This window comes from Dokdonella immobilis (genome assembly GCF_900115085.1).
GTDB classification, from domain to species: domain Bacteria; phylum Pseudomonadota; class Gammaproteobacteria; order Xanthomonadales; family Rhodanobacteraceae; genus Dokdonella; species Dokdonella immobilis.
Genome location: NZ_FOVF01000004.1, coordinates 238,044 through 247,554, shown reverse-complemented (window position 1 = coordinate 247,554; position 9,511 = coordinate 238,044). Strand labels below are relative to the sequence as shown.

10 protein-coding genes are annotated in these 9,511 nt (G+C 65.7%); 3 read left to right on the top strand and 7 right to left on the bottom strand.

Features of this window, described 5'->3' with window-relative positions; translation table 11 throughout:
- A partial coding sequence (locus tag BM125_RS20565) for a hypothetical protein (RefSeq protein WP_245778800.1) occupies positions 1 to 684 on the bottom strand: 684 nt, incomplete at its 3' end.
- Here BM125_RS20565 and BM125_RS05155 point away from each other — a divergent pair.
- A complete protein-coding gene (locus tag BM125_RS05155; RefSeq protein ID WP_245778799.1) occupies positions 565 to 1,383 on the top strand; it encodes an REP-associated tyrosine transposase in 819 nt (272 codons plus the stop codon). The two genes, BM125_RS20565 and BM125_RS05155, sit on opposite strands and share 120 nt — an antisense overlap.
- 80 nt (positions 1,384 to 1,463) lie before the next feature.
- Positions 1,464 to 2,243: a hypothetical protein gene (locus BM125_RS19700; protein WP_139224866.1), complete on the top strand. Its 780-nt coding sequence runs from the start codon at positions 1,464 to 1,466 to the stop codon at positions 2,241 to 2,243.
- Positions 2,244 to 2,274: 31 nt separating this feature from the next.
- Here the strand turns inward: BM125_RS19700 and BM125_RS05140 are convergent, their stop codons facing one another.
- Positions 2,275 to 3,657 (bottom strand): L-serine ammonia-lyase, encoded by a 1,383-nt coding sequence (locus BM125_RS05140; RefSeq protein WP_092405562.1) that lies wholly within the window; start codon positions 3,655 to 3,657, stop codon positions 2,275 to 2,277.
- Between the two features lie 475 nt (positions 3,658 to 4,132).
- On the opposite strand from BM125_RS05140, the gene BM125_RS05135 reads away from it, so the two are divergent.
- The gene (locus BM125_RS05135) at positions 4,133 to 4,354 is read left to right on the top strand and encodes a glutaredoxin family protein (RefSeq protein WP_092405609.1); all 222 of its coding nucleotides are present in this window, start codon (positions 4,133 to 4,135) and stop codon (positions 4,352 to 4,354) included.
- Positions 4,355 to 4,378: 24 nt separating this feature from the next.
- On the opposite strand, the gene BM125_RS05130 is transcribed toward BM125_RS05135, so the two are convergent.
- From BM125_RS05130 to BM125_RS05110, 5 genes are all read right to left on the bottom strand, one after another.
- On the bottom strand, positions 4,379 to 5,767 hold the full coding sequence (locus BM125_RS05130) for a GTP-binding protein (RefSeq protein WP_245778797.1): 1,389 nt from the start codon (positions 5,765 to 5,767) through the stop codon (positions 4,379 to 4,381).
- A gap of 52 nt (positions 5,768 to 5,819) precedes the next feature.
- A complete protein-coding gene (locus BM125_RS05125; protein WP_092405560.1) occupies positions 5,820 to 6,365 on the bottom strand; it encodes a YceI family protein in 546 nt (181 codons plus the stop codon).
- A complete protein-coding gene (locus tag BM125_RS05120) occupies positions 6,362 to 6,937 on the bottom strand; it encodes a cytochrome b (protein WP_092405558.1) in 576 nt (191 codons plus the stop codon). Before BM125_RS05120 ends, BM125_RS05125 begins: the two co-directional genes overlap by 4 nt.
- A complete protein-coding gene (locus BM125_RS05115; RefSeq protein ID WP_092405556.1) occupies positions 6,918 to 7,547 on the bottom strand; it encodes a YceI family protein in 630 nt (209 codons plus the stop codon). Before BM125_RS05115 ends, BM125_RS05120 begins: the two co-directional genes overlap by 20 nt.
- A 313-nt stretch (positions 7,548 to 7,860) precedes the next feature.
- Complete coding sequence (locus tag BM125_RS05110; RefSeq protein ID WP_245778796.1) at positions 7,861 to 9,369, bottom strand: GTPase; 1,509 nt, start codon at positions 9,367 to 9,369, stop codon at positions 7,861 to 7,863.
- Between the last annotated feature and the right edge of the window lie 142 nt (positions 9,370 to 9,511).

Here is a 9,511-nt window from a genome sequence, read left to right as displayed (position 1 = left end):
GAGCAGATTCTGCGCCTTGATCCGGCAAGCAGCCTCGTCGCGCACTCCGTCCACCATGACGGGAAACAGGCGGACCCAGCGAACGGCGACGCCTTGGAAGAAAGGGGTCAGGTCTTGAATCTTGAATCGCGTCGTTTTTCGGCGTAGGTTTGAGAATATGGCCCGACCCCTCGCATCGAATTTGCAGGCGCGCTGTATCACGTCACCTCGCGTGGTGATCGACGCGAGGACATCTATATCGACGATGCCGATCGGGCGATGTTCCTCGAGGTGCTGGGTGAGGTCTGCGAGCGGTTCCAGTGGGCGTGCCATGCCTACTGCCTGATGAGCAATCACTACCATCTGCTGATCGAAACCCGCGATTCGACACTGGCCAAGGGTATGCGTCAGTTGAACGGGGTATTCACCCAGCGCTCCAACCGCAGGCACCGACGCGTCGGGCACGTTTTCCAGGGGCGCTACAAAACAAAGAAAGGGGTCAGGTCTTGAATCTTGAATCGCGTCGTTTTTCGGCGTAGGTTTGAGGATATGGCCCGACCCCTTCGCATCGAACTTGCAGGCGCGCTGTATCACGTCACCTCGCGGGGTGATCGACGCGAGGACATCTATCTCGACGATGCCGATCGGGCGATGTTCCTCGAGGTGCTGGGTGAGGTCTGCGAGCGCTTTCAGTGGGCGTGCCATGCCTACTGCCTGATGAGCAATCATTATCATCTGCTGATCGAGACCCGCGATTCGACGCTGGCCAAGGGTATGCGCCAGTTGAACGGGGTCTTCACCCAGCGCTCCAACCGCAGGCACCGACGCGTCGGGCACGTTTTCCAGGGGCGCTACAAGGCCATCCTGGTCCAGAAGGAAACCTATCTTCTGGAGGTGGCCCGCTACGTGGTCCTGAATCCTGTTCGCGCCGGCATGGTCCGGTCCGCCAACGACTGGCCCTGGAGCAGCTATCGCGCGACGGGCGGTTGGGTGGAGGCGCCGCCGTGGCTCAACAGCGATTGGCTGCTGTCGGCATTCGGAACCCGACGCAAGGCAGCGATGGAGGCTTATCGTCGGTTCGTGAGCGAGGGACGTGGCGCGGCTTCGGTTTGGGACGATCTGAAGCGGCAGATGTATCTCGGTGACGAGGCCTTCGTCGACCGGATGATTGCGAGTCTGGAGGGTGACGCGTCACTGGATGAGGTTCCAGCGACCCAGCATCGACCGCCACCCAGGTCGTTGCAGCACTATGCCAAGATGCACCGTGATCGGGACGAGGCCATTGTGGCCGCCTATGCGAGCGGCGGATACAGCATGAAGGCGATCGCCGATCACTTCGGACTGCACTATTCGATGATCAGCCGAATCGTCAACCGGGAAAAGAACCCAGAACGTAAGCGTTGACTGCGGGCGCTGGCCTGTTTGCCCGACCAGAAGCAGCTTCAGTGGTCGTGGAACCGGTGCATCCGGCTGCAACCGGATCCATGCCTGCGCTGATCGGTGGACTTGCGCTGGCAGCCTATGCCGTCGTGCGCGGGACCCGCGATGTGGATTTCCTGGTCGATGTGGACGATGCCGACCGATTGCACGGCGCCCTGATCGCGCTGGACTATCGCTGCGTCCATCGCAGCGCGGATGCAGCCAACTATGTTCGTGAAGACGAAGGCCTTGACCTGATCTATGCGCATCGCCCGATCGCCAGACGCCTGTTGCGAACCGCATTGGAGCGCGATACGCCGATGGTACGACTGCGCGTGGTCAGCGCGGAAGCATTGATCGGGTTCAAGTTGCGGGCACTGGTCAACGATCTGTCGCGGGGCGTGATCTGTCCGATATTCGTGCGCTGTTGCGTGCGCAAGCCGCTCGTCTCAATATGGCCGAAGTCCGTGAGTACTTTGCGCTGTTCGAGCGCTCGGAGTTGCTGGATGAGTTGCTTGCCGAAATCGCCGACGGTCGCGCCTGAACAACGCGCCGAGGGATTGCGTCCAGAAGGCCCGCCACAGGCACCGCGCGGCTCGTCAAGGCAACCAGCCTTCACTTCGCCACGCAGCACCTTTGGCGAGCCTTCTGAACGCCATGACGATTGCGCCACTGGTTCAGAGCCTCCCTGGCCCGGACTATTCGTGAATACGCGCGATGATCGCGCCGGGCGTTGGATTCACACGGCTTTCGATGAACGAGGGAATAGCGGGCACCATCGCCGAACGAGGCGAAAGTCGTGTGGATTCAAGGAACAGGCGAGGGCGCGCATGGTTCACGAATAACCCGGGCTGGCGTGACCCCGCTGAGCCGCGCTCAGCACTCGATGACATTGACTGCCAGGCCCCCGCGCGAGGTTTCCTTGTACTTGTCCTGCATGTCGCGGCCGGTGTCGCGCATGGTCTTGATGACCTTGTCGAGCGAGACGCGGTGCTTGCCGTCGCCGCGCATGGCCATGCGCTGGGCGTTGATCGCCTTGACCGAGCCCATCGCATTGCGTTCGATGCACGGGATCTGGACGAGGCCGCCGATCGGATCGCAGGTCAGGCCGAGGTTGTGCTCCATGCCAATCTCGGCGGCGTTTTCGACCTGGTAGATGCTGCCGCCGAGCGCGGCGGTCAGGCCGCCGGCGGCCATCGAGCAGGCCACGCCGACCTCGCCCTGGCAGCCGACTTCGGCGCCCGAGATCGAGGCGTTTTCCTTGTACAGGATGCCGATCGCGCCCGAGGTCAGGAGGAAGTCGATGATGCCCTGCTCGTCGGCCTTCGGGCAGAAGCGGTCGTAGTAGTGCATGACCGCCGGCATGATGCCGGCCGCGCCATTGGTCGGGGCGGTGACGACGCGCCCGCCAGCTGCATTCTCCTCGTTCACGGCCAGCGCGTAGAGGTTGACCCAGTCGAGGATGGTCAATGGATCGCGCAGGGCCTTTTCCGGCAGCGCGCGCAACTCGGCGGCCATTGCCGGGGCACGCCGCACGACCTTGAGTCCACCCGGCAACACGCCGGTTTCGCGCATGCCGCGGGCGACGCAATCCTGCATGGCCTGCCAAAGCTTCAGCAGGCCCTCGCGGATTTCCTGCTCGCTGCGCCAGGCCTGTTCGTTGGCAAGGATCACGCCGGCGATGCTCAAGCCTGATTCCTCGCAGCGTGCCAGCAGTTCGTCGCCGCTGTTGAACGGATATTTGACCGTCGTCGTGTCGGCAACGATGCGATCGTCGGCTGCCTCGTCATGGTTGACCACGAAGCCGCCACCGACGGAGTAGTAGTCGCGCGAGGCCAGCTCATTGCCTTCGGCATCGAAGGCGGCGAAGCGCATGCCGTTGCTGTGATACGGCAACTTTTGGCGCTTGTTGAAGACGAGGTCCTTCTTCTCGTCGAAATCGATCGCATGCCTGCCGAGCAGCTCGATGCGCTTGCTGCTGCGGATGCGGGCGAGCTTGTCGGCGATGATGTCGGGGTCGATCCGGTCCGGCCATTCGCCTTCGAGGCCACACAGCACGGCCTTGTCGGTGCCGTGACCGCGACCGGTCAGGGCCAGCGAGCCGAACAGCTCGACGCGCACGCGTGCGGTTTTCTCCAGTTGGCCGCGTTCATCGAGCCAGCGCGTCATGAAGCGCGCCGCTGCGCGCATCGGCCCGACGGTATGCGAGGAGGACGGGCCGATGCCGATCTTGAACAGGTCGAAAACGCTGACAGCCATGGTTGACGTTCTGCAAAGGGAATGGCCCGGATTCTACGCCGCCGCGCGGGCGGCTGCTCCGATTTGCACCGCGCGGGCCGGAGCCTGATCATTCCTCTAGGGAGGGTCTGATCAAGTAGCAAAGTCGTCATGGCGTTCAGAAGGTTTTCCGCATGTGCCGCGTGGCGAAGTGAAGGCTGGTTGCCTTGGCGAGGCGCGCGGTGCATGTGGAGAGCCTTCTGGACGCCACCTTTTCAGCATCCAATCAATCAGTTGGGCGACGCCTGCCTGCGCGCAGATCTTTGTTGCGTCGACTTGAAAGACGGCCAGTCTGTCTGCGTCGACGCGTCGCGATCTGCACACAGGCAGGCATCGTGACGACTTTGCTACTTGATCAGACCCTCCCTAGGCGACAGCGGTACCGAGTCCCGGGCCGACGAGGTCGCCAAACGTCAGGCCAAATTCGGGGATCCGGGTGAATCAAGGCGATTGCAAATTGCGACTTTACGTTTCCGAAGAATGCGAGCTCTGCGATCGCGCCGTGGCGGTGCTGGCCGCGGCCAGGGCACCGGATTTCGAATGCGTCTGCATCGAGGATGATACGGAACTCAGCGCGCGCTATGGCGTACGTGTGCCGGTCCTGCACGACGTCAGCCGTGACCGCGACCTCGGCTGGCCGTTCGATGTGGGCGATGTGCTGCGATTCCTCTCCGCCTGAGACAGCGGCTCGCCGGATCCGCCCTCAAGCGCCCGGCGACTCCGCCCCGGGAGTTCCCGTCGAACGCAGCCGGCGCAGGATCTCCGCGCGTGCCTCGCGCAGGATCGAATCGCGATCGAGGCTCTCGACGATGTCGGCGACCACGCGCTTGGCGCCGAGCTCGCCCCAGGACTTGCCGGCGGCGAGGTAGCGGTCGGCGGCGCGGCCGACGATCTCGGTGGCGTACCAGGCCAGGGCGCCCTGTGCGGTCGCGGTCAGCACGGTCGACATGCCGGCACTGAGGCCCTTGAGCGCCGAGGCGACCAGGTGGATGCCCCAGATCGCACCCATCAGGGCGGCCAATTGCGCGCAAATCGTGCCGATCAGGCCGCCGGCCTCGCGGCGCGTGATCGGCAGTCCGTAGACGCGGGCCAGATGCATGACCAGGGCCGCATCGAGGGCGCCGGCGGCGAGCAGGTCGGCAACCGGAATCGGGTTGAGGGCGACCGCGATGCTCTTGGCCAGGCAGTACTGCCGTATCACCTTGGCCGCGAGTTCACGCCGGGCAACGACGATGCGCCGGGCCACGGCATCGGTCAGACGGCCGGCAAACAGGCTGGCATTGAGCGCGGACAGGGTGCGGCCCTCGCGCGCCAGCACATCGGTCAGGCGGTCGCGCAGGGCATCGATGTTCGGCGCCTGGCGGATCATCTCGACCTGTTCGCGACCATCGGCATCGAGCGACACGCGTTTCAGCGGCGGCGGCATCGCGCTGACCGCGACCACGTCCTCGGCGCGCACGAGGCCGGCCGCATGTTCGCGCAGCCGCTTGAGCAGGCGTTCGAGTTCCTCACTGTCGTAGCGGTCGGCCTTGTTCAGTGCGATCAACAGCGGACGCTCGGTCGCGGCGAGCAAGCCCAGGGCATCGCGCTCGCGCGTGGTCATGTCGCCATCGACGACGAAGACGACGAGATCGCTGATGCCGGCGACCTCGTGGGCGAGCTGCTCGCGCGCCTCGCCGTCGAGCTCGTCGATGCCGGGCGTGTCGATCAGGTGCACGCCGCTGCCGGCGACGACCTGCCACGGGCGTGGCGACGCCGTGCGCGTGGTGCCGTGGAGAACGCCGACCTCGAACGCAGTCTCGCCGAGCAGGGAATTGGCCAGGGCCGACTTGCCGACACTGACCCGGCCGAACACGGCCAGGTGCAGTTCGCCGCGCTCGAGCCGGCCGAGCATGGCTTCGAGCTGGGCGAAATCCGCCGCCAGCGACGTGCGGATCGCCGGCGGAATGTGCGGATCCTCGAGCAGGCCGCGCAGGCTTTCCTCGGCCTGCGCGTGATGCTGTCCGGAAGGATCGGGTTTGCAGACGGCATCCGCCGGGGCGGCGCTGATCCGACGCCGCAGGCGCTGCCAGAAACTGTCTTGGTTGCTCACCGGCCGATGGTAGACGCAGACGCCGGGTCAGGTCATCCCGGCGGACCCCGGCTTACTTCGCAGTCAGCACCAGATGGCCCTTGACCCGGACCTCGTCGCCGATCGTCGAGGTGTCCGCGTAGTCGCCGGTACCGACCTGGAAATCGAGGCGCTGCAGGGTCGTGGCGACATCGAGCAGGGCGCCGTGTTCGGTCGGCTCGAAGCTGACCTCGAGTTCGACCGGCTTCTCGATGCCCTTCAATGAAAGCGTGCCGGCGGCCACGACCTTGTCGCCGACCTTCCGAAATCCGGTGGTCACGAAGTGCGCCTTGGGGAACTTCGCGATATTGAAGAATTCGGAGGTCGGCAGGGTGTCGTCGCGATCCTTGTCGCCGGTGGCGACTCCGGACAGGTCGACGCTGACATCGAACTTCGAGGTGGCGAGGTCCTTCGAGTCGTAGCGGATCGTCGCCTCGAAGTGCTTGAAGCTGCCGTCGAAGGCCTCGCCCTGGAAGGTCGCCGTGAAACCGAGCGTGCTGTCGGCGTCGACCACGTAGTCGGCGGCCAGCGCCGGTTGGGCGAGGGCGAGCGTGGCGAGCAGGCAGGACAGTGTCTTCATGGCGAGTCTCCTTGGCCTGGCTTGCGCAGGCGGACGAACGGCAGCATACGCAACAGGGTGTTGTCGCGTTCGAACCAGTGATGAACGAGGGCGCCGCCGACATGCGCGGCGAGCACGGCGAGCAGCACGAAGAACAGGACTTCATGGGTTTCTCCGGCGATGTCGCTGAGGGCCTCGTTCTTCTCCATCAGGGCCGGCAGGTTGAACCACTTGAACCACTGCAGCGGATAGCCATGCAGCGAGTTGTAGATCCAGCCGCTGAGCGGGATCGCCAGCATCAGCAGATACAGCACGCCGTGGGTGGCATGCGCGGCCAGGCGCTGCCAGCGCGGCATCGGCTCGTCCGGCGGCGCGCGGTCGAACAGGCGCCAGCTCACGCGCAGGATGAGCAGGGCGAGCACGGTCAGGCCGATCGACTTGTGGATCGCGAAGGTGTTGAGCTTGGTCATGCCGCGCGGCATCTCGTCCATGATCAGGCCGAGCACGCCGTTGCCGAGGATGCCGAGCGCCATCAGCCAGTGCAGCGACTGGGCCATGCCGCCCCAGCGGCTTTCAGTGTTCTTCAACGGCATCGGACACGGTCTCCTTCGGTGGACTGGAACTGCGCACGCCTTCAACCTCGATGCGCAGTTCGACCGGCGCGCCGACCACTTCGCGATAGGTCTGCATGCCGAACTCGAAGCGGTCCAGCTCGGTGCGTGCGGTGAACCCGGCCTTGTCCTTGAACGCGTACGGATCGCCGCCGGCGCGATTGAAGGTCAGGGCCAGGTCGACATCGCGGCGAACGCCGCGCAGCCAGAGCTCGCCGTGCAGGATGCCGTCGCGGGCGGCTGTCTGCTCCAGACGCTTGCCGATGAAGCGAGCGGTCGGCCACTGCGCGGTATCGAGAAACTGCGGCGAGCGCACCTTCTCGCTCCAGGCCGGTTCGCCCATGTCGAGGCTGGTCATGTCGACGACGACGTCGGCGCGCGCCGTACTCCAGTCGTCCGCGTCGAACTGGAACCAGCCCTGGCGGATACGGACCCGGCCGATGCCGTGCGAGAAGCCGAGGTGATCGGCGAAGAAGACGATCTGCGTATGCACCGGATCGAGCACATAGGTCTGCATACTCGCTGCGCGCAGCTCGGCAGCGCCGGCAAGCAGCATCGCGGTGGCCAGCGAAATCAGGATTCGAGGCAGCATCGCCGCAGCTTGGCAAAAACCCGACCGGATCGCCAGCGCAACGGCGTTGACGCATTGTTTCGTCCACGAAGACTCTGAACGGGTGGCGGCTCTTCCGGATGCCACTCTCTGGTGGCTGAATCTGCCGCATGGATGACACCCGCCTGTACCCGGTTCCTTCTCGCGCCGGCTCGAAACGACCGCAGGGATGCGGGAGGCAGGGCGACGCAGGAAGCCGTTGCCGAAACGGCCAGTCAATATGCATTGGCGCGCCGCGAAAGGCTCGCACGTGCCGTGTCGGGACGGCCCCCTGTGCAGGGCCTCCCCGGGCTGATCAATCCTTCCTGCGCAAGCGGTCGACGACCACGCCGGCGACGCGCTCGATGCGGTCGCGGCTCGGTTTGGCCAGCAAGTCACGGATATTGCGTTCGGTCTCGTCGGCGTCGAGACGGGCGTGTTCGGCCAGGGTCATGGCGATCGCGCGGCCGACCGAGTCGAAGGCGAGGCCGTAGGCGATCGCATGCAGCGCGCCGCCACCGAGGGTGCCGAGTCCGGGGAACGCCTTCAGTGCATTGCCGGCGATGGCGAGGACGATGGCCGTGGTGTTGCGGATACTCAGGCCGAGGCGCTTGAGCAGGTTCTCGACATCGATGTCGCGCACCGGGATCTCGTGGATGCGCGCCAGTTCGCGCACCATGGCCGTGGCCAGTGCGCCCTGGATGATGATGTCGCTGCCTGGCGCCACCGCGGCCATCGCGCCGACCACGGCGCGCCGCGTATAGCGTTGCACGATCGTCTCCGATTCGCGCGCGGCGACGATGCGGGCGAGGGCGCGGCTGCGCTGGTCGACACTGCTCAGCACCGCGGCTTCGCGCGCCGGCTCGAGCGCTTCGGCGCCAGCGGCGGTCACCTCCATCAGGGCATCGCGCAGGCTGCCTACATCGGGTTTGCGCTCGCGCACGACGCGCTCGATGCTGCCGTCGGCGAGCTTGCGCTGGAAATTCTCCTTGCCGCCGGCGCTGATGGCGACGATCGCCCGGGTTACCGCGGCGTAACGTTCGCCGAGCGCGGCCAGCAGAGAAATCCGTTCGTCCAAGCCGAAGCGATCGATCTTGTTCAAGGCCAGGATCAACGGCTTGCCGAAGCCGGCTAGCCAGCGCAATTCGGCGTCCTGGGCCCGGGTCAGGTCGGAGTCGACCACGTAGACCACGGCATGGGCGCGCAGCGCCTCGTCGCGGGCCAGCTGTTCGCGCTGCGCGCCGTCGACCTCGCCGGAGCCGGGCATGTCGGTGATGACGAGCTTGCGGTCGTCCGGCAGGGTGCCGGTGTAGTGGCGGATCCAGCGCGTGGTGCCACCGACCACGTCGATATCGACCACCGAGTCCGCGGCCAGGGCGCGGACCAGGCTCGACTTGCCGGTGCTGATCTCGCCGAAGACGGCAACATGGCAATCGCCGCTCAGGCGCCGACGGTCGAGTTCGATCAGTTCCTGTTCGAGACTCTCGGCCTCCGCCTCGCGCTGGCGCAGTTCGGCAACCCGCGTGGCGATGGCTTCGCGGTCCAGTGGCTCCGTCTTCTGGCTGCGCCGGTTCGCGCCGGGCCCCGGTCGCAGCAGCTTCCAGGCCAGCAGCGCCAATCCGAGCACCGCGGCGGCGGCGACCACGATCAACGGTACCCGCAGCAGCAGGGGGAGGTTGGCCATGCGCTCGTAGAACTCGAGCAGGCTGTTGACCAGACCGATGGCGAGGCCGATCACGATCAGCGCGGCAATCGCCAGCACGGCCAACAGGAGATAGCGCATGGGCAGGCGGGATTGCGGCATTGCGGGGATTCTAGCCTGCATTCGTGTATCCGCATGTGCGGGTCGTCTTGCCCGCTGCACCGGCCCCATCGTCATGGCGCGCCGGGGCCACCGGCCGAGGCGCCGCAAGGAGCGGGCTGGCCGATCCGCCAGTCCGCATGGCACCATCGGGTGGATCTGGCGA

What these genes read in the sequence shown, in the direction of transcription:
- BM125_RS05115 (WP_092405556.1), bottom strand. Translation starts at nt 7,547, where the DNA reads ATGCTGCCTCGAATCCTGATTTCGCTGGCCACCGCGATGCTGCTTGCC.
- BM125_RS19700 (WP_139224866.1), top strand. Translation starts at nt 1,464, where the DNA reads ATGCCTGCGCTGATCGGTGGACTTGCGCTGGCAGCCTATGCCGTCGTG.
- BM125_RS05120 (WP_092405558.1), bottom strand. Translation starts at nt 6,937, where the DNA reads ATGCCGTTGAAGAACACTGAAAGCCGCTGGGGCGGCATGGCCCAGTCG.
- BM125_RS05110 (WP_245778796.1), bottom strand. Translation starts at nt 9,369, where the DNA reads ATGCAGGCTAGAATCCCCGCAATGCCGCAATCCCGCCTGCCCATGCGC.
- BM125_RS05140 (WP_092405562.1), bottom strand. Translation starts at nt 3,657, where the DNA reads ATGGCTGTCAGCGTTTTCGACCTGTTCAAGATCGGCATCGGCCCGTCC.
- BM125_RS05125 (WP_092405560.1), bottom strand. Translation starts at nt 6,365, where the DNA reads ATGAAGACACTGTCCTGCCTGCTCGCCACGCTCGCCCTCGCCCAACCG.